A 20,385-nucleotide genomic window follows, 5' to 3' on the forward strand; every position below is an offset into this window, starting at 1 on the left:
TTATAACGATGATTTACAACGAACAAAAGGCGCTTCATAACGCCTTGCAAAGTCTTAAAAATCAGGGGAAAACCATAGGGTTAGTACCCACAATGGGTGCCTTGCACGCAGGGCATTTATCATTGGTGAAAAAAGCAAAAGAAGAGAACGATATAGTGGTGGTAAGTATCTTCGTAAACCCCACTCAGTTCAACAATCCCACCGACTTAGAAAAATATCCGCGCACTTTGCAAGCCGATGCGCAATTGCTATATGATTTCAGTCCCGAGATACTCATTTATGCCCCTTCAGTAGCCGATGTATATGGTGATGAGGCAGCCGCACAGCATTTTGATTTCGGAACACTCGATAAAGTGATGGAAGGCCCCTCACGTCCTGGCCATTTCGACGGCGTGGGGACTATAGTAAAGAAGCTATTTGAGATAGTAACCCCTGATAGAGCGTATTTTGGCGAAAAGGACTACCAGCAGCTGCTTATTATCGAGCGAATGGTAGCACAAACAGGCTTACCAGTTACGGTAGTACCTTGTCCTATAGTGCGCAATGCAGAGGGCTTGGCACTGAGTTCGCGCAATGCACTACTTTCTGAGGCTATGCGTCAGCGGGCTACTTTCATCTATCGAACCCTACAGCAAGCTAAAGAGCGTTTTGCTACCCATAGCCCTGCAGAAGTAACCGATTGGGTAACGCAAGTATTTGCCAACGAACCCGATTTTGAGTTAGAGTATTTCACTATTACCGATGCGCATACCCTTCAGCCCATCACTGATAAAGAAGCCGGTAAAGATTACCGTGCTTTTATAGTAGTACACGCCGAAGGAGTTAGGCTGATTGATAATATCTCAATGAACTAATTAACAAAAAATATTGCCAAAGTTCTAAACTTTGGCAATATTTTTTTATTACAAATCGTCAAATTGACAAATCGTCAAATTGGCAAATCGGCAAATTAGCTAATCGCCAAATCGGCAAATTGACAAATTAGCTAATCAGCCAATAGCTTCGTTATGATAAACACATTTTCTTTCTCCACACCTATTACTTCGTGTTCAACGGCAGCAGGTATTTGGTAGGTATCAAGGTCTTTAAGTACAACTTCTTGTCCGTAGATCATAAAGCGTACCGTTCCTTTTACCATTATGAGGGTAGCAGGTACATCAGTAGTATGTTTTTTCAGTACAGCGCCTTCACCTAAAGCTACCGCTACTTGGCGTACGCTTTTACCGTCTTTTACAAAATAGGTAGTCTGTTTATCGTTGCGAAACTGCAATTTATCAGCTAAATTCACTTTTTGTAGCGCAATAACTTGCGTTACACCGCCCCCATTAACGGCTGTGATGCCGTGTTTTTTTAGTATAGTTTCCGCTTTGCCAGAGCGTCTTCCTGAGCGACAAAACAGCACTATATTCTCCTTGTCTTTAAGGTTAGTCCACTGCTGTTCAAGTAGCTCAAGAGGGATATTAATAGCTCCTTCAGCCGAGCCTTTCCCAAATTCTTCAGCAGTACGAACATCTACGAGTACTACATTTTTAGCATTAATACGCTCGCTAAGCGTTTGGGCATTTGCTGATACTATCAAAAGCAAAAATGCCCATAAAGTAATGGAATATTTCATAGTTAATTTATTAACAAATTGCACAAGCATACTCTTCAACAGGTTGTTCTGTTATAGTATATTGTTTTTTAGAGTGCTTTATTTCAATATTTCTACAGTCTAAATTGTATTGAGATTGTAGATGTAGCCAAAACGAAGCAGGTATACACAATTCTCTTTCTAAGAGAGAGGCTGTATCTACCGTTATACTTCTTTTGCCACTAATGAGTTCATCTAAGTAAGATGATTCCACTCCCAAAAGAGAGGCAAATGTTTGTAGAGAGATATTGCGAGCTTCTATTTCGTCTTTTATTACCTCCCCAGGGTGAGTAGCTATAAAGGGAATTAATTTATTTGTGGTCATATCATTGCTTCTTTTATTGATAATGATTATTAAGTTCGATTATAGAGCAAATGGTAATAGTATTAGGAGGATTTTCTACTATAGAACTTATAAATTCTATTCGGTATTTGTCATTTACCCTTACTGATTCTATTCCTTTCTTATCTCCTTTAAGTTTTTCGTAATTTAAGCTGTTAAAAAGGAATAGTGTCTCTATTTTTTCAGCAGCCTTTAGTATATCTATTGTTTTAATAAATCGTTTTACTATATCTTTCTGAAGCGTTTTATATTTCTTATGTTTAGTTTTTCCTTCTTCGTATAATTCTTTCAGACAGTCTTCTCGAAAAATAATTTCCATAAGTTGATTGATTTTGTTTTATCGGGTTGATTTATTAGGTTTTAGATTCTAACGACTAATGACTAACAACTAACGGCTATTGTTTTAGTCCTTAGTCGTTAGCAAGAGTAATCGCCAAATTGACAAATCGCCAAATTGACAAATTGCCAAATTGACAAATCGTCCAATCAATTCGCTAATTCCTTCATTTCTTCTAAAAATCGTTGCGCGAGGGCATCAGCTTCTTCCTGACTTTTAGCCTCAGTATAGATGCGGATAATAGGCTCAGTGTTTGATTTTCTCAAATGTACCCAACTGTTAGGAAAGTCAATCTTTACCCCATCTATGGTAGTGATAGGTTCGTGTGCGTAACGCTCTTTTACAGCAGCCAATACCTTATCAGGATTCAAACCTGCTGATAGTTCTATTTTGTTCTTACTCATATAGTAAGCCGGATAGCTTTTGCGTAGCGCACTCACTGTTATATTCTTATCAGTTAGCAGCGATAAGAAGAGCGCCACCCCTACCAGCGCATCACGTCCGTAGTGCAATTCAGGGAAGATAATCCCCCCATTGCCTTCGCCCCCTATGATGGCGTTCACTTCCTTCATTTTAGCTACCACATTCACCTCACCTACGGCAGAGGCAGCGTACTGCACCCCGTGTTTTTTGGCGATGTCGCGCAAAGCTCGCGATGAGGATAAGTTCGATACTACATTACCTTTATTTTTACTCAAAATATAGTCAGCGCAAGCCACTAAAGTATATTCTTCGCCAAACATCTCACCTTTTTCAGTGATGAAAGCCAAGCGGTCTACATCAGGGTCAACTACTATACCAAAGTCAGCTTCTTTGGCTACTACTTCAGCACAGATGTCGCCCAAATGCTCTTTTAGCGGTTCAGGGTTGTGAGGGAAGTGTCCATTAGGTTCGCAGTACAGCGGCAACACCTCTGCGCCCAAACGTTCTAAGAGCTGAGGGATAGCAATACCCCCTGTAGAATTGACAGCATCTACTACCACCCTAAAGTGGCGTTGGCGTATCGCCTCGATAGTAGCCAAAGGCAACAGCGATAGAGCGGCGTCTATATGTCGTTGTATATAAGTATCGTTGTGCGAGAGAGTGCCCAGCGCATCTACTTCAGCAAAAACAACGTTGTTATCAGCGGCTATGCGTAAGATTTCCTCGCCCTCTTGAGCGTTAAGAAATTCACCTTGGTTATTAAGAAGTTTAAGAGCGTTCCATTGTTTAGGATTGTGACTTGCAGTCAAGATGATACCCCCGTCAGCTTGTTCCATTGTTACAGCCACCTCTACGGTAGGTGTAGTGCTAAGTCCCAAATCAACTACATCTATACCCAGTCCGATGAGGGTATATTGCACGAGGTTTTGCACCATTTCACCTGATAGACGGGCGTCGCGCCCCACTACCACTTTTATGCGAGTTTTATGTACGTGGTTTTTAAGCCAGAAGCCATAGGCAGCCGCAAATTTCACGGCGTCGATGGGGGTTAGATTTTCATCGGGTACTCCCCCGATAGTACCGCGAATACCTGAAATAGATTTTATTAAAGCCATAGTTTAATTAACGATTGTTATTAATATATTGCAAAGGTAAGAATTATTACTGAATTGACAAGTTAAAAAATAAGCAGATTTGCTATCGTTTTCTATATGAATTATAGAATAACTCATTATATTTTTCTTCTATTACATCTTTTACTTCTTCCCAATCTTCATTACAAAGACTGATTATTTTGTTATTTCGTTCTTTATTGTCTTCAGCATCAGAAAAATAGATAAGGGAGCGTAGCGCCATCTCTACATTATCAATCTTATATTTTTGTTTATAACTATCAATAATTTCCTTTAAACTAAATTCTTTTAAAAGTTCATATAAATCGTAAAAATCTTTACGTGTGCCTCTGTTGGTTATGGCATTTATTTTCATTGCAGCTATATCCAACTTTGATGCCAAACGAATGCCTTCTAAAGTTTCTATATTGAAAAAAGGAATAGGATACTCTATAATGTCTACTTTTATATTATTTATATACAAAAAAGCTCCCAATCTTGAAACGTTTAATATCTCAGTTGTTGGGAACAATCTCTTAATTTCATTTGAAAGTATTCTGTTTTCTTCTATATTAGCAATAGGATTATATCTAAAAATGTCTAAATCTACTGATATTCTATGTTCATATCTCAAAGCCAAATTAGTTCCTCCTACTAGGCAATATGTCGAGAGGATATCCAAAGACATTATTTCTCTGAGTAATTTTCTTTGGGGTTCTTCTATAGCCTTATTTCCTTCTACTCTCATACAGATATAACTTTCTATAATAATTTACACATATATCATCTACTTCTGTTGATTTTTCAACAGCTTCTTTTATTTCTTTCAGTGAAAAATTATCTTCTATAAAGTGTATTTCTTTGTCAGTTCCTCTCATTAGAACTCTACCAATGATAAAAACTTTATCTTTTTTTATATCCAATTCCTCGAAATTACAATCCCAAAAAACTCTAGGATGTATACAATCTCTAAATTTTTTATCTAAAAATGCACTTTTCATTTTAAAAGTTATGTTTTATTGTTGCAAATATACGAATTATTACCGAATTGACAAGTTTTAAAAATTAGAAAAAATTTCTCTTACTATTTACTTTATACAAATGATATAGGAAGAGCGAACGATAACCGAACGATGAGCGAAGGATAAGCGAAGGATAAGACAATATATCCTAATCCCCAGCCCTCCCATTCTTCCCAGCCTTCTCTGCCCTCCCAAATTATCTCATCGCCAAATCGCGAAATTGGCAAATTATTTTGTATCTTTGCCGCAAAATCTTATTCGTATGATAAAACTAATAGTCTCGGACATTGACGGTACCCTCGTCAATAATCAAAAAGAAATACCACACCTTTTTTGGAAAGTGTTTGAACGAGTACATCAAAAAGGAATCCTCTTTTGTGTAGCCAGTGGGCGACAAATTCAGAGCTTGTATGAGTTGTTCGCACCTATTAAGCACCTTATCGCTTTTGCTCCCGATAATGGGGCTTCGCTCATTTATCAAGGGCGTACCCTCTTCGAGCGCACAATGGACTTCGCTTCTTACTTGCCTATATTGCGCACTTGTGCCCAAATAGACCGCATAGGGGTAGCCCTCTGTGGCAAAAAAAGTGCTTATATAAAAACTGATAGTGAGTGGATTTTTAACGAGATAGCACGTCATTACCCAGCTCATACGCAAGTAACTGATTTTGCTAATATAGACGATGAGATTTTTAAAATCACTATCTGCGATGAGGGTATCTCTCGCCTTAATTCTTATCCGTATTTGCAGCAATACAGCAAAGATTTCAACGTAGTGGTGTCGGGCGAAATATGGTTAGACATCACCCGTAAAGATGTGAATAAGGGCGATGCTATCAGTCATCTGCAGGCACATTTGGGTATCACTCCAGATGAAACAATGGTTTTTGGCGACCATCTAAATGATGTAGAGATGATACAATGTGCCACTCACAGCTATGCGATGAAAAATGCTCAAGACGAGCTTAAAGCTCTTGCCGCCCACGTTACCGAATACGACAATAATGAAGCCGGCGTAGTGCGAACCATTCAAAAAGTAATTCAAAATTTATAATTTATTAAAATGGATAATAAAACAATCTTTACAGAAACCTATAAAGTGCGTAGCACACAGGTAAACCTCAATAATCAATTAGGACTTTATGGTGTACTTGGTATGCTACAAGATATAGCTGCCGAACACGCTTCATACCTCGGTTTTGGTTACCGTCAGCTCATACAGAAAGGCTTTTTCTGGGCATTGGTGCAACAAAAACTCAAAATGACCCGTTGGCCTGAGTGGAATGAGCAAATTACAGTACATACGTGGTCGTTGCCCATACAAGGGGTATATGCTTTTCGCGAATTTGAACTTTACTGCAAAGGCGAGAAAATAGGAGAGAGTGCCAGCACTTGGATAACAATGGACATACAGTCTCGCCGTCCTATTGAGCTAACCGACCAGCAAGAAATATTCTTTCCTCGCACAGACGGCGGACTCTCGTTTCGCACGGAGCGCATTACCTTACCCAGCGAAATGAACTTAGTAAAAGAGTTTCCTGTGCGTGTCAGCGATTTAGATATGAACTCGCACGTAAATAATGTGAAATACACCCAGTGGGCACTCGATATGATGACAGAGCGCAATCACCGTGAGTTTGTTATCAAAGAGTACAGTATCAATTTTCTATCAGAAACCTTTATGGGCGATGTGATGCAAGGCTTTAAGAGCAAAGGGCGATATTTAGATGAAGCTCATAATGTAGTAGAAACTTACCACTATGCCCAAAAGATAGGAGGAGCCAAACCTGCCTTTATATCACACTGGATAGCAGAGAGAATATAATTTTGTTTCTTGTTTTTTACTTATATTATAAGGAGTGTTAAATTTTTAACAAAATAAATCACAAAAAACTTCTAAAATATTTGTTTGTTTTTCTTTTTTATCGCATCTTTGCTCCGTGAAAAACCAATAGAAAGTTTTAGAAGTATGGAAAGAAAAATCTTCTTACTGCTAATGTTAGTATGGGGTTTTAGCCCTGTGCTCTTAGCGCAAAACAAACAAATTTCCGGTATAGTAACCGATGAAACAGGCTCGCCTCTACCAGGGGTGAGTGTACAAGTGAAAGCCACTACACATGGTATTGCTACCGATATGGACGGTAAATACGCCATAGAGGCAGCACAAGGCAGTGTATTGGTGTTTAGTTCAGTAGGCTATGCTACCCAAGAGAGAACTGTAGGGGCAGCAAAGGTGCAAAAGTTTAACATAACGTTAAAAGAAGACACCCAACAGCTTACCGAAGTAGTAGTAGTAGGGTATGGTACTCAGAAGAAAACAAATCTTACAGGAGCAGTAGCTTCAGTAGATAGTAAAAAACTTGAGAGTCGCCCTTCGTCAAACATTGTAAAAACACTGCAAGGTTCAGTGCCTGGTGTTACTATTATTTCTCGTCCAGGAGGTACGTCTCTTAACATTCGTGGTAGAGGTAACTTAGGTAGTTCAAGCCCTCTATACATAGTAGATGGTATGGAGGTAAGTAGTGGTTTCTTCGAGTCTCTTGATCCTAATAGCATTGAAAATATTTCTTTTCTCAAAGATGCTTCATCAGCAGCTATTTATGGTGCAAAAGCTGCCTATGGGGTAGTGCTTGTTACTACTAAATCGGGTAAGAAAGGTGTAATGCAAATTAGTTATGATGGCTCTACCACTATACAGATGCCTACTTATTTGCCTAAAGTGGTAAGTTCAGCCCAATATGCTGAAATGTATAGAGAAGCCGAGCGCAATACAGGGGTAACTGAGGCTAACCTTACTTTCAATGATGAAATGATACGTAAATATCGCGATGGTTCAGATCCAGACCGCTATCCTAATACTAATTGGTTTGATCTTATCTTGCGAAAACAAAGTTTTTTAAACAAACATAATATTCAGTTTTCAGGAGGTTCAGATAAATTTACCTATGTAGTAGGTGTTGGTTTCCTTAAAGACGAGAGTATGACTCGCGGGCAAGATACCAAACGTTATAACATCAATTCTAAAACATCTTCTGAAGTAAAAAAATGGCTTACTATTACTTCTAATATAAATGTAGTATACGAGAAGTTTAATAGAGATAACGGAGGTGCAAATTTTGTTGAATCGTTGCGAGTACCTCCTACCCAAGTAGCTAAACACTCTAACGGAGAGTGGGGCTCTGTGCGAAATGGCAGGCAAACTACGGGTGAAGAAACTTCTGCTAACCCATTGCGTCAATGGGCAGAAAACGGGCGTGCTAACTCTACTACTCGCCGTTTGTTAGGTTCTTTATCTGCAGAAATACGCCCTATAAAAGATGTTAAAATTACCAATCAATTTGGGTATAACTATTTAGATTATCGTGGATTTTCATTTATCAATAAACGCAAAGGGGTACCCAGTTTTTTAAATCCTGCTGTTACTAATATTGCTGGGTCTGGTTCTAAAGTAAACCAAATGGATATGGATTGGTTATACTCAGATAAGTTTTCTTATGATGGTTGGCTAAATTATGACCCCGTTTTTAATGAAAAACATTCACTAACAGTAATGCTTGGAGCAGCCGCTAATGTGTACAAATACAGACGTATCACTATAGGACGTAAAAACTTTGCAAGTAATAGTATGAATGATTTTACCGGAGGTTCAGTAAAAGAAGGTGACCAAATTACTACTAATAGTAAGGATGAGGATTATTACTTAGATGAAAGTATAGGTTCCTTTTTTGGTAGGTTAGGCTATACGTATGCTCAAAAATATCTTCTTGAAGCCAATTTCCGTGCCGATGCTTCTTCACGTTTTGCTAAACAAGGGCGCTGGGGCTATTTCCCTTCTTTTTCAGCTGGTTGGCGTGTAGAACAAGAAGATTTTATGAAAAATCTTACTTGGATTGATGCTCTCAAACTACGTGCTTCTTGGGGTAAGAATGGTAATATCAATAACATAGGTTTGTACGATACATATTCTACCTATAATAATACAGGGACAGCTCTAATAGGAGGGCAAAGCCAATCAGTCCTTACAGAAGGAAGAATTGGTAATAAAGACCTTACTTGGGAAAGTACTACTACTACCGACTTTGGTATAGACTTGAGTATAGCTAAAGGTCTTTTTGGACTTACTTTTGACTATTATAACCGTCTTACTGATGGTATCCTAATTCGTGCAAATGATATAATGGGAGAGACAGGACTTTCATCAAGTCAGATACCTGCACGCAATGTAGGAAAGGTACGTAATAAAGGAGTAGAATTTGTAGTTTCTCACCATAAAGAGTTTAATGACTTTTCATATAATATCTCTTTCAATGCTACTTATAACAAGAATATCATTGAAGATTTGGGGGATAAAGTAGATGAACTTCCTCCAAGTAGTTACTGGATCTATAAAAAAGGAGGATCTATAGGCGACTTCTATATGTATGAAGCAGATGGACTTTATTCAAAAGACGATATTGCTAATAATAGAATTATACCGTTAGAAGATCAAGCTCCTGAAGAAGGTATGATACGCTATGTAGATCAAGATGGAAATAAGGTTATAAATTCTAAAGACCGTACAGTAGTAGGTAATGATGTACCTAATTTTACTTATGGTTTCAACTTAGATATCAATTATAAGAAGTTTACTCTTTCAGTTCTAGGGCAAGGAGTAGCCAATGTAAAGGTATATTTAGAAAATGAAGCCTCACAAGCATTTTTTGATAACTCAGTACCCCGTGATTGGCAATTAGATTATTGGACAGCTAACAATCAGGGAGCAAGCTATCCTAAACTATTTGTCCCTTCAGACCCTCGATTCAAATACAATAGCCATAATTCTTCTTTCTGGTTATTTAACGCTGCTTATTTCAGAATTAAGAATATTACTCTTAGTTACTCTTTGCCAAATAATGTGCAAAAAATGTTAGGAGTTACTAATGCACGTGTATATATTTCAGGCGATAACCTCTTTACTTTCAGAGCTGATAAACGTATGAAAGACTTTGACCCCGAAGTAGCTAGTGGTCGTGGCTATTCATTAGGTATTAAAAATTATACTGCTGGTCTTTCTTTTTCATTCTAACTTTAATTTAAATACAGAATAAATAATGAAAACAATCATACAAAAAATGCTTGCTGCTGTTGCTTTGATGGCAATAGTGAGTTGTAGTGATGATTTCTTTGAGAAAACACCACAAGGAAGCTTAGACCCTTCAAAAATAGATGCTGAATTAGCGGTTGGTCTTAGAAATAATATCTATAACCAAATACCAGAAGGATATGGAAGTATCTTTACAGATGGTTTTGCCGATAACGGATATTCCCGAAATGCTTGGGATAGCAATGGGGCAGCCGTACAAAATAACTCGCTTACGGCAAGTTTAGATTTTGGTTACGAAGGCTATTATTCATCTGTACGCGTTTGTAATCAATTACTCGAAAAAATAGATGATTTTACTGAAGTACCTGCTAATGATAGAGAAAAGTATAAGTACGAAGCACGAACAATGCGTGCTTGGGTTTATGGCTGTTTGACCCTTTACTTTGGTGATGTTCCTCTTGTGACTAAAATTGCTAATGATTACCCTGATGGATTACCGAAAACTTCTGCTACTGAAATTAGAACTTGGGTGCTTAAAGAGTTAGACGAAGCTATAGCAGGGCTCCCTTCTGTTAATGATAGAGGTACTTTTAACAAGGTAAAAGCATATGCTATCAAAGCTCGTCTTGCTTATTACTTTGGTAAATATGACCAAGCTGAAACTGCTGCTCGTTATGTGATAGATAACGGAGGTTATCAGTTACACCAAATAACAGCACTTACCCCTCAAATGATGAAAGATGCTGAATATTTTAAAAAGTTTGTTGATTTTTCAGCTTATGGGCTTAGTGAAACAGATTTTATAAAAGGTATTTTTAACTATCAGGATATTTGGCAAGCTGATAATAGCAAAGAAACTATCATTGCTAAAGAGTATGCACCTAACGAACGCGAATGCGATTGGGTACGAGTTACTTGTCTAATGACACCTAACTTAGTCGAAAAACAAGCATGGGCTACAATTGTGCCTATACAAGAATTAGTAGATGCTTATTGGGCAGCAGATGGTAAAACACGTCCAACCCTTGCTACAATGCAGCAACGTATCGATGCTTATAAAGCATTGGCAGCAGAAGTGAGTGCTATAGAAACAAATAATCATCTTACTTATAGCCAAGCAGTCAATAGCATAGTCAACTCATTGCCAAATAAAGCCTACTTAAGTCAGTTTAAAAACAGAGATAGCCGTTTGTACGCTTCAATTCTTTTCCCTTTCTCAGCTATTAATAAATATCGTGCTGATGAATACCAGCAATATATACCCGATGTGGTAAATTATGGGCGTAGTGGTTATGCTTTTAGAAAGATGAGTGGAGCAGATGATGTGACTACTATATGGGGAGGAGGTTATTATGGTACTGGAGTAGATTTCCCCGTAATTCGATTGGCTGAAATGTTGCTCATTTATGCTGAAGCTCATACTCAAAATACAGGCTATGATGGTTCTGCAGTGGCTGAACTTAACAAACTACGAGTACGGGCAGGTATGCCTAATGTGCCTACAGCTCTTTCGAAAAACGATGCTCTTGACTTTATCCGCAAAGAACGCCGTATAGAACTTGCCGGTGAAGGATTGCGTTTCTTTGATATTAGGCTGTATGAAGATAACCAGCGAAATGGTGGTTATAAAGGCAGTGAAGCTGCAAGTGCAGTAATGACAGGTAAAATTTATGATGTAGTAGGAAATCCAGGAGTGGATAAGGTTTGGAACCAACGTTTAATGTATATGCCACTGCCTACTACAGCTTTAGATAAAAACAAAAATTCAGGAATGAACCAAAATCCAGGATATTAATTTGAACTTTGTAGATAATAAGAGCAACTGTCTGAGAGAAAATGATTTTTCTTTTAGGCAGTGCTCTTTTGAATTCTAACACTTATGAAACTATATTATTTTTTACTTCTGTTTAGTTGGGGGCTTTCGGCACAGATAAATGTAGTGCCTCAGCCTAATGAAGTGCGTTATCACAAAGGCACTTGTGCTATTGATACGCCTATTACTTATTTAAAAGATGCGCAAATAGCTCATCCTGAAGGCTATCAGCTGCTTATTCAACCTAAGAAAATAGTGGCTAAATACGCTACTGAAGCAGGTAAATACTATGCTGAGCAAACACTTAAGCAGTTGGTATTTCAGGCAAAAAAAGAACGCAAACAGTCGTTGCCTTGCCTTACCATTACTGATGCGCCTCGTTTTGCCTACCGCGCCTTAATGGTCGATCCTGCTCGTCATTATTGGAAGATAGACGACCTGAAGAAGTATATAGATGTGATGTCTCAGTACAAATTCAATTACCTGCATTTGCATCTTAATGACGATCAAGGATGGCGTATAGAGATAAAAAAATATCCTAAACTGACAGAGATAGGCTCAAAACGCAAAAACTTCGAGGGTAGTAAGCGCAATAACGAAGGCTTTTATACCCAAGAGCAGATGAAAGAGTTGGTGCGTTACGCTTTAGAGCGCAATGTACAGCTAATACCAGAGTTTGATATCCCTGGTCATAATGATGCGGCAGTAGCAGCTTATCCTTTCCTTAGTTGCAATGATACAATCATAGAGGTACGCACTACAGCGGGGGTATCTAAAAACCTCTTGTGTGTAAGCAAAGAGTCTGTTTATACATTTGTAGATGATGTTATCAGCGAGCTGTCAGAGGTGTTTCCTTGCAAGTATTTCCATATTGGGGGTGATGAAGCGCCCTTAGATAAATGGATTGAAAATGCTGAAGTACAACAGCTTAAGAAAAAACTGCAGACTACTGACGACCAGCAGTTGATGAGTTACTTTTTCAAAAGAGTAAATGAGTCCTTAGTGAAAAATGGCAAACAACCGCTCATATGGATGGAGCTAGAAGTGCCTACTTATCCACAGAATAGTGTAATGTTTTTGTGGCGGATGCGTACTACCCCTAAAGTGTTAGAACGCGCGTTAAAAGACAATTTCAAAGTGATATGTTCGCCCGGGGAGTATGCCTATTTCGACTATCCACAAGCAAAAGACGACCTTCCTAATGTAGGTTGGATGCCTACCCTTAGCCTGCAGCGTGTGTATGAGTTCAACCCTGCTTTTACGCTTACAACCGAACAAGAAAAGCAACATATTTTGGGGGTAGAAGCAACTATTTGGGGTGAAAGCGTAAAAGACCTTTTTAGGGCTTTTTATATGACCTATCCACGGGCACTTGCCCTTTCAGAAGTAGGTTGGACACAAATGCCACAACGTTCTTGGCAGACATTTGTAGACCGCTTAGAGGGGCAGCTTAACTATCTATGGCATCAAGGGGTGAACTATAGAGTACCAGTAGAGTTAGCAAATTAATTGTCGATAGTCAATTGTCAATTGTCAATTATTTTCTATCTTTGCATTCTCAATGAGTTACTTCTGAATGAAAAATAGTTTTTTTTACATATTATTATCCGTTTTTGCTTTCTGGTTACAAGAGGCGATAGCACAAACGGAACCCCCAAAAACTAAGCGGATAGAAATTATCTATGGGGGCGAATTCACTATTGACAATGTTAAATACCCTGGAGCCACTATATTTAAAACAGATGGGCAGCGGGTTCAGTTTCGGCATCAAGGGTTAGAGGTTTGGTGTGACTTGGCGGTCTTGTACGAAGAGCGTAATGAGGTGATAGCTCACGGCGATGTGGTGCTACAACAGGGCGATACCTTGCAGATGAATAGTCAGTATGTAGCCTATAAAGGAAATACTAAAACAGCTGTAGCTAAGCAAAATGTAGTATTGCGCAACGGCAATATGACCCTTGAAACCCAAGAGCTTTTCTTTGACCGCAATACGCAAGAGGCTTATTATAACAATTTTGGAAAGATAACCGACCCTGATAATGAGCTGACCAGTAAAACAGGTAAGTACTATGCCACTACCAAGAAAAATCAGTTTACTAATTCGGTAAAGATAGTAAACAAAGATTTTACCGTACACTCACAGGTATTAGATTATTACCACAATTCTGGCAATGCTTATTTTTATGGCAAAACCACTATCGCAGGGGCTGACTATAAGGTTTATTGCGAGAGAGGTTATTATGATACGCGGCGTGAGCAGGGCTATTTTATGAAAAATGCCAAAATAGAGTACGACCAGAAAACGTTGGTAGGCGACAGTTTGTATTTTGATAAACGCCGTCAGTTTGCCTCAGGTTCTAATAATATATTTATTTCAGACACCATAAATAAAACCTTTGTTAAAGGGCATTACGGAGAGATACACAAGGCGAAAGACTCGATGTTTATTACAAAAAAAGCCTTGATAATCAGTTTAGTAGAGAAAGATTCTTTGTATATGCACGGCAAACGCATATTAGTTACGGGCAAGAATAAACATCGTATTATTCGTGCTTATCCCGATGCGCGTATATTCAAATCGGATATGCAAGCCAAATGCGACTCAATACACTCCAACGAGGCAAACGGACTTACTCAATTAGTAGGTAAACCAGTCGCTTGGACGGGTGAAAGCCAGATGACAGGCGATAATATACACCTGATAGCCAATCTGAAAACAGAGCAGTTAGACTCGCTAAAAGTCTTCCAGAATGCTTTGGTAATAGAGAAAGATACCCTAGGTACTGGTTATAACCAAGTGAAAGGCAAGTTTTTATATGGAAAATTCAAAAACAATGCCTTGCGCCAGATTGATTTCCTACAGAATACTGAGTCTATCTATTACGTGTATAACGACACCAAAGAGCTCATCGGAATCAACAAACTGAGTTGCAGCCATATTAAGTTGTATTTAGATAAAGACCAACAGATACTGCAAACCGTGTTCATTACACAGCCTTCGGGCAATTTGTATCCAGAAGACAAGTTGCATATCAATGATCGTAAGTTCAAAGAGTTTGTATGGCGTGGAGACGAACGTATTGCTTCTAAAGAGGCTATTTTTAGTGAAGAGGAAAAACAGCTAAAACCTAAAGAAATAAAGGGAATGAAGACGCCAGAGGAGATAGATGAGGTAGAAAATGCACTGAGCAAAAGTACTCAGAAGACTGAGTCACTACCAATGCAAAACTCTCCTAAAAAAGAGAAATAGACAAGGTTGGCATTTTTATTGCACACTTAAATTAACGAGAATATATAAAAAAAACAGAACAATATGAAGAAATTATTTATTGCCATTGCAGGATTGGCGCTACTGACCACAGGATGTGTGTCTAAGAAAAAATATGCTGAATTAGAGGCGAGACACAAACAAACAGAAGATTTGCTAAACAGCGCAACTGTGAAGTTGAATATGTGTTTAGATGAAAAGAATAAATTGACCTATAAGGCAGAAAGTCTAAAAAATCAAAATGAGCTACTAAAGGAGAACAATCAGCAGCTCATACACAATATGGGCAATCTTACTACTCTTACCCAAAAAGGAGCTGAAAACCTTGAAAAATCATTAGAAAGCCTACGCGAGAAAGACCTTACTATCAAAAACCTACGCGATGCTGTTACCCGTCGCGACTCTGTAAACCTAGCTTTAGTACAAAGTCTAAAAGGGGTATTAGGCAATCTTGACGACCAAGATGTAGATATAAAAGTAGAAAAAGGGGTAGTATTTATCAATATATCAGACAAGATGTTGTTTAGCAGTGGTAGCTATACAATCTCTAAAAATGCTAAAAATGTACTCGAAAAAGTGGCTAAGGTAGTGAAAAACAAGCCAGACTTCGAGTTTATGGTAGAAGGACACACTGATGATGTGAGAATTAAGAAAGACTGTATACGTGATAACTGGGATTTAAGCGTAATGCGTGCTACCGAAATAGTACGAGTGCTACAAAACGATTTTGGTATTGCACCTGAGCGTATGACCGCTGCTGGGCGCAGCTACTACGTGCCTGTAGCTTCTAACACTACTGCCGAAGGCCGTGCTCAAAATCGCCGTACCCGCATAGTGGTATTGCCTAAGCTCGACCAGTTCTACACTATGATAGAAGAGGGTATGAAAGACCCTGCTATCGGAGGAAAAGGAAAATAATTAGCAAAATTGAAAAAATTGGTAAATCAGATAAAAGTCAGCTATTAGCCTACACTAATAGCTGACTTTTTGTATAGGAAATATTTTATTTTGTATAGAAATGCAAAAACTTTTTTTGTATCAAAAGTTTATTTATACCTTTGCACCCAAAATAAGACAAGATAATAGATAACCTATGAAAAAAAAGTGCTTACTACTATTTTTTTTAGTAACAACAACAGCTATTTTTGCTCAACATAAATATACGCTTAGTGGTTCAATATCCGATGCTTCTAATGGTGAAAAACTATTAGGGGTAAACTTCGTTATCAAAGAACTGCACACCGGCACTTCTACTAACGAGTATGGCTTTTATTCTATTACCCTTCCAGAGGGGAAATACACCCTATCAATAGAATATATAGGCTATGGCACTCGCGAAGAAACAATAGTACTTAATAAAAATATTCGCAAAGACTACAAACTAATACCTGAAGAAATTGCGCTGACAGGGGTAGAGATTACCGCTCATAATACTGTACAAAAAACAGAGGTGCGCAAACCCGAAATGAGTGTAGCGACTATTCCTATTACTACAGTGAAAAAGCTTCCAGTATTAGTAGGCGAAGTAGATATTATTAAAACCCTAATGCAGATGCCTGGTGTTAGCAATGCAGGCGAGGCATCATCAGGCTTCAATGTGCGTGGAGGGGCTGCTGACCAAAACTTAGTGCTTCTCGATGAAGCAACTATCTTCAATGCCTCTCACCTTTTTGGCTTTCTAAGTGTCTTCAATGCTGATGCCGTACGCGATATGAAGCTCTACAAAGGGGGAATACCAGCGCGTTATGGTGGGCGTATTGCTTCTGTTTTAGATATTTATCAAAAAGAAGGTAATAAGAATAAGTTTGCTGCTACGGGCGGTATAGGTGTCCTCTCGTCTCGCTTACTTGCTGAAGGACCTATTCTAAAAGACAAAGCCTCTTTTCTTATTGGGGGGCGTGCTTCGTATGCGCATCTTTTCTTGAAGTTGAGTGATAATAAAAACTCAGCCTATTTCTATGACCTCAATACTAAACTCTCTTATCAGCTGAATCCTAATAACGCTTTATATCTTTCTGGCTATTTTGGTCGCGATAGTTTTATACTTAGCGAAAACCTTACCAATACTTACGGCAATGCCTTGATAAATTTGCGTTGGAATCATCTTTTTACTGATAAACTCTTCTCTAACCTTTCAGCCATTTACAGCAATTACGACTATAAGTTCGATTTTAGTTTTATTGATATGAAATGGACTTCAGGAATTGAGAATTTCAACCTGAAATACGACTTCAAAAACTATATTTCCGAAAAATTCAAACTCACTTATGGATTTCAAGGCTTATACTATGTGTTTAAACCTGGTAAAATAGTACCTAAAACCTCTGCTTCTACTATACAAGAGCGCATACTTGAGCACAGATATGCTGCCGAAATGGGCTTTTATGCCGATGCCGAGCAGAAGTTAGGAGATGCTCTTACACTGTCGTACGGATTGCGTTTCAGTAATTTTTATAGTTTAGGGAAACGTACTGTAAATGTATATGCTAACAATAATCCAGTAGGGTATAATGCCAACCGACAAGTGTATTACCAAGGTTCTGCTATAGGCACTAAATACTATGGTAGCAATCGTATTATCGACTTGTATTCTAATTTTGAACCTCGCTTTACGATGAGTTATGCTTTTAGCGATACCAAGTCGGTAAAAGCGAGCTATGCACGTACAGCTCAGTATGTACATCTGATTTCTAACACAGCCTCACCTTCTCCTTTGAATGTCTGGGCGCCAAGTGATGAGTTTATCAAGCCACAAATTGCAGACCAAGTAGCATTAGGTTATGCTTCTAATATTTTTGAAGATAAATATAGCGTAGAGGTAGAGACTTATTATAAAAAAGTACAAAACCGCTTAGATTATATCGATGGGGCAAATCTTGTTGCTAATGAGGCTATTGAGCGTGTGCTACTTTCAGGAGAAAATAGAGCTTACGGTTTAGAAGTGCTATTACGCAAAAATACAGGCAAACTAACAGGCTGGATAGCCTATACGCTTTCTAAATCAGAAATGCAAACCAAAGGGCGTACTCCTGACGAAATAGGTATTAACTACGGCGATTGGTATAGTGCAGCTTACGATAAACCTCACGACCTCTCTATCACGGCTACTTACGAAGCCTCTCCTAAATGGACGTTTGGGGCAGTATTCAACCTACAGTCGGGGTTACCAACTAATTATCCTGTAGGGCGTTATAGCTACTTAGGCAAAACTCTTCCTGTTTATAGCAAGCGCAACGAATACCGCCTGCCTACTTATCACCGTTTAGACCTTTCGGCTACCTATACTCCCGAGCGCACTAATAAGCGTTGGAAAGGCGAATGGGTATTTGGGGTGTACAACGTGTATAACCGCAAGAATGCTGTCAGCGTCTCTTTCCGCGAAAACGAAGATACCAAGCGCAATGAGGCCGTAAAACTTTCTATTTTTGGTATTATACCTAGTGTAACGTATAACTTTAGTTTCTAATCCTATAAATAATTACAAACAGAATGAAAAATCTTTATATTATACTCCTCAGTGCCTTAGCTCTGACTTCTTGCGAAGAGGTCATCGACTTAAAGTTAGACACGGCCCCTCAGAAATTAGTAATTGATGCTGCTCTCGACTGGAAGAAAGGGGAAGCAAAAGCCTACCCTATAGTTGATATTAGCTATACCGAACCTTATTTTGCTGAAACACACTCCCCTGCAGTAAATAATGCTGTGGTGAAGATTATTTCAGATAGCCAAACCTATAACCTTACTCTTTGGGACGGCACTTCTACTATAACCTCTGATAATCTAACTCCGTTAAAAGGCGGTAGTCGTTATGTGTTCCCTGCGGGTATTGCGCCTCAGTTAGGCAAAAATTACGAGCTGATAATAGAGCTCAACGGACAAACTTATACAGCTAAGGATAAAATGCTCGAAGCCCCCGTAATGGCTTCTAATAGAATTGTACAAAAAGAAAATGGAGGCTTTTTGGGCGACCGCAAAGAGTTGCGTTTTTATTTTGAAGGTATTAATGATGGGGTAGCCAATGCTTATCTGGTCAAGTTGTCTCAGAATAATACCACAAAAACTACCTATGGCGTTTTAGATGATAACTATATTGCCAATAACCGCTTCTTCTTCGTAATGACGGGGGTTGATAATGATGAAAAGCTCAAGAAAGACGATGTAGTGAATGTTCTTCTCTACCGCATTCAACCTGAATATAAAAACTTCCTACAGACGATTATCCAACAGTCAGGAAGACAAAGCCCATTTGCTATTCCAACCCGTCCTATAGGCAATATTGTCAATACCACTAACAAACGCGAAAACCCTCTCGGAGCTTTCCGCGTATCACAATATACCACACTCCAATACACAGTTAAGTAGCAAATCAGCCAATCGACAAATCGATAAATCGGCAAATTGATAATCACCACTTAAACTGCACCAAAAACTCGTGAGAGTTACGCGACTGTAGGTTAAGGTGGCTTTGGAAGTAACTCTCAAAACCATAACCTATAGCTACGTAGTAGTTGGGTATATCGAAAAGCACGTAGGCACTTGCCGCTTTTTCAGTGCGATAGGTAATGCCCAATTCAGCACGGTGGGCAAAGTTCCCCGCTATCGTAAGGTCAGCAGAGGGGGTATTCCCTTTAGCCAAACGCCATTGCAGGCGGGGCTTGATAGTCACATCACTATCTATGCGCCAATGGTAGCCCGCTAATATATAGTAATACATATTCTCAGCTATCGAGGTCATTACGTCATTATCGAGGCGTACCCTATCAGAAACCAGCATATTAGGCATCGAAAAACCTATATAAAAATCAGGGTGGTCATAGTATAAGCCTGTGCCGAAGTTCGTCTGAAACTTACCCGAAATACTGTTTAGATACGAATCGTAATAATAAGTAGGGTGCATACGGCTACCATTAGGGTAAAAATTGTTGTATAGGTAGTTATAGTTGCGTATTTCTCCTCCGTCAATATTAAAAAAATCCCCACCAAACTTCACTCCCGCTATCAGATTAGAGTTATAGCTAATAGGAATACTGTAAGATAAATCAAGGTACAGAGCCGCTTGTTTTTGTATAAAAACCTTGTTATTAGCTATCGAAAAGCCCATTCCTACCCGCTCAGAAAGGCGATGTGTAGTAAAAAAAGTCTGCGTAAGAGGGGCTTCTATCATATCGCGAAATTGGTTGCGAATATCTACCGACACAGTATGCCCCACCTCTAAGCCTACAGCCGCAGGATTTACTAAGTTCTGATGCTGGTGATAGAAAATGTAAGACGGGTCTATAGATTGGGCTTTAGCAAGGCCAAGAGCGAGCAACGTAAGGCTCAATAAGAGTTTCTTCATTATATATTAATCT

Annotated in this window: 17 protein-coding genes; 10 read left to right on the forward strand and 7 right to left on the reverse strand. The window is 38.8% G+C overall.

The annotated features are described in order from the left end of the window. Positions 1-8: 8 nt before the first annotated feature. On the forward strand, positions 9-854 hold the full coding sequence (gene panC, locus FOC45_RS02805; protein ID WP_009733860.1) for a pantoate--beta-alanine ligase: 846 nt from the start codon (positions 9-11) through the stop codon (positions 852-854). 131 nt (positions 855-985) lie between these two features. On the opposite strand, the gene FOC45_RS02810 is transcribed toward panC, so the two are convergent. From FOC45_RS02810 to FOC45_RS02835, 6 genes are all read right to left on the reverse strand, one after another. Then, positions 986-1,615 (reverse strand): rhodanese-like domain-containing protein, encoded by a 630-nt coding sequence (locus tag FOC45_RS02810; protein WP_034539752.1) that lies wholly within the window; start codon positions 1,613-1,615, stop codon positions 986-988. A 10-nt stretch (positions 1,616-1,625) separates the two neighbouring features. Further along, entirely contained in the window at positions 1,626-1,958 is a 333-nt protein-coding gene (locus FOC45_RS02815) for a HigA family addiction module antitoxin (protein WP_009733858.1), read from the reverse strand. 13 nt (positions 1,959-1,971) lie between these two features. Then, positions 1,972-2,295 carry a type II toxin-antitoxin system RelE/ParE family toxin gene (locus tag FOC45_RS02820; RefSeq protein WP_009733857.1) on the reverse strand — a complete coding sequence of 108 codons (324 nt, stop codon included), beginning with the start codon at positions 2,293-2,295 and terminating at the stop codon, positions 1,972-1,974. Positions 2,296-2,462: 167 nt separating this feature from the next. Further along, positions 2,463-3,851 carry a phosphoglucosamine mutase gene (gene glmM / locus FOC45_RS02825; RefSeq protein ID WP_009733856.1) on the reverse strand — a complete coding sequence of 463 codons (1,389 nt, stop codon included), beginning with the start codon at positions 3,849-3,851 and terminating at the stop codon, positions 2,463-2,465. A gap of 82 nt (positions 3,852-3,933) precedes the next feature. Next, entirely contained in the window at positions 3,934-4,596 is a 663-nt protein-coding gene (locus tag FOC45_RS02830) for a nucleotidyl transferase AbiEii/AbiGii toxin family protein (protein WP_009733855.1), read from the reverse strand. After that, entirely contained in the window at positions 4,577-4,849 is a 273-nt protein-coding gene (locus FOC45_RS02835; protein WP_009733854.1) for a hypothetical protein, read from the reverse strand. Before FOC45_RS02835 ends, FOC45_RS02830 begins: the two co-directional genes overlap by 20 nt. Positions 4,850-5,132: 283 nt before the next feature. Between FOC45_RS02835 and FOC45_RS02840 the strand changes: the two genes are divergently transcribed. The 9 genes from FOC45_RS02840 (at position 5,133) to FOC45_RS02880 (ending at position 19,396) form a co-directional block, all read left to right on the forward strand. After that, entirely contained in the window at positions 5,133-5,924 is a 792-nt protein-coding gene (locus tag FOC45_RS02840; RefSeq protein ID WP_009733852.1) for an HAD family hydrolase, read from the forward strand. 9 nt (positions 5,925-5,933) lie between these two features. Next, the gene (locus tag FOC45_RS02845) at positions 5,934-6,695 is read left to right on the forward strand and encodes an acyl-[acyl-carrier-protein] thioesterase (protein WP_009733851.1); all 762 of its coding nucleotides are present in this window, start codon (positions 5,934-5,936) and stop codon (positions 6,693-6,695) included. 144 nt (positions 6,696-6,839) lie between these two features. Beyond that, positions 6,840-9,935 carry a TonB-dependent receptor gene (locus tag FOC45_RS02850; RefSeq protein ID WP_009733850.1) on the forward strand — a complete coding sequence of 1,032 codons (3,096 nt, stop codon included), beginning with the start codon at positions 6,840-6,842 and terminating at the stop codon, positions 9,933-9,935. A 25-nt stretch (positions 9,936-9,960) separates the two neighbouring features. After that, complete coding sequence (locus FOC45_RS02855) at positions 9,961-11,748, forward strand: RagB/SusD family nutrient uptake outer membrane protein (protein WP_009733849.1); 1,788 nt, start codon at positions 9,961-9,963, stop codon at positions 11,746-11,748. Between the two features lie 84 nt (positions 11,749-11,832). Further along, positions 11,833-13,275 (forward strand): beta-N-acetylhexosaminidase, encoded by a 1,443-nt coding sequence (locus FOC45_RS02860; protein WP_009733848.1) that lies wholly within the window; start codon positions 11,833-11,835, stop codon positions 13,273-13,275. Positions 13,276-13,342: 67 nt separating this feature from the next. Beyond that, positions 13,343-15,016: an OstA-like protein gene (locus FOC45_RS02865; protein WP_009733847.1), complete on the forward strand. Its 1,674-nt coding sequence runs from the start codon at positions 13,343-13,345 to the stop codon at positions 15,014-15,016. Positions 15,017-15,079: 63 nt separating this feature from the next. Further along, a complete protein-coding gene (locus FOC45_RS02870; protein WP_009733846.1) occupies positions 15,080-15,952 on the forward strand; it encodes an OmpA family protein in 873 nt (290 codons plus the stop codon). Positions 15,953-16,127: 175 nt separating this feature from the next. Next, positions 16,128-18,500, forward strand: a complete 2,373-nt coding sequence (locus tag FOC45_RS02875; RefSeq protein ID WP_009733845.1) for a TonB-dependent receptor — start codon at positions 16,128-16,130, stop codon at positions 18,498-18,500. A gap of 23 nt (positions 18,501-18,523) precedes the next feature. Continuing rightward, entirely contained in the window at positions 18,524-19,396 is an 873-nt protein-coding gene (locus tag FOC45_RS02880) for a DUF4249 family protein (protein WP_009733844.1), read from the forward strand. 43 nt (positions 19,397-19,439) lie between these two features. Here FOC45_RS02880 and FOC45_RS02885 read toward each other — a convergent pair whose 3' ends face one another. Then, positions 19,440-20,372, reverse strand: a complete 933-nt coding sequence (locus tag FOC45_RS02885; RefSeq protein ID WP_009392794.1) for a PorP/SprF family type IX secretion system membrane protein — start codon at positions 20,370-20,372, stop codon at positions 19,440-19,442. Positions 20,373-20,385 lie beyond the last annotated feature (13 nt).

Origin of the sequence: Capnocytophaga sp. FDAARGOS_737 (genome assembly GCF_009730375.1) — a bacterium.
GTDB classification, from domain to species: Bacteria; Bacteroidota; Bacteroidia; order Flavobacteriales; family Flavobacteriaceae; genus Capnocytophaga; species Capnocytophaga leadbetteri.